Annotated in this window: 1 protein-coding gene; it reads right to left on the bottom strand. The window is 33.3% G+C overall.

Annotation, left to right across the window (positions count from 1 at the left end; genetic code table 11):
• A partial coding sequence (locus ACFQ2O_RS21915) for a hypothetical protein (RefSeq protein WP_377533096.1) occupies positions 1–823 on the bottom strand: 823 nt, incomplete at both ends.

The raw sequence follows: 823 nt of genomic DNA, 5'->3' as shown, positions 1-823 counted from the left end.
TAATCAGATTCTCTTGCCATATCTAAGAACCTGAACATAATTCTTGAGTTTTGGTCTGAATATTTTTTTATTAAAGCTGACCAGAACTCCTTGTACTCTTTTATAGCATCAAGCTGGTCTTTTAAAGTTGAGGCACCATTAAGTCTCTTTTCAAAATTTTCGCAGCAATTTCTGAATTCAGTAAAATCTTCTCTGATATCAGTAAGGGTATTTGGAATGTCTTCTTTATTTCTAGCTTTTGCAAGGACAATACTTACTAGAGGCGGAATGGTTTGCAATTCACTACCTAAGTAGTTTTCAGCATCTTTGATCGTTTCACCTTGAAGTTCGCATATTGTTTTATAAATTTCCTTTGAAACAGCTTTTTTACCAAATTCATTAAATTGTTGTTGGTAAGTAAATACAGGTAAGGCAGCCTGTACATTAAAATTTGTAAGGGTATCGAAGAAAGACTTCACAATTTCAAATGGGCTATTCGTCGTTTCTCCAATCAAAACTTGATTTTTACTCCCAAATTCAGGTTGGTCTTTCCCTGCAAATCCTAGTGAATAAGTTTTAACCTTTTCAATTTGCGTTGAAAAATCAGACAAAATAAAGCTCTCTTTGATTTTATTATATTCAATCCTGCAAAACTCTTCTACTGCTTTTTGTGCTGCGGCTTCATTTGTTGTTTCTACTTTATCTACATATACACATTGCATTAGCCTATTACCAAATCCACCAACTGAAGATAACTTTTTTGATTTTACGATCAAATCTAGTATTGGACGCCCATTCGGGAAAAGTACTTTTCTAGTAATATTTACATGTTCCAACTCATGGT

Origin of the sequence: Pontibacter rugosus (genome assembly GCF_042678745.1) — a bacterium.
GTDB classification, from domain to species: domain Bacteria; phylum Bacteroidota; class Bacteroidia; order Cytophagales; family Hymenobacteraceae; genus Pontibacter; species Pontibacter rugosus.
This window is presented reverse-complemented; position numbering and strand designations above follow the sequence as displayed.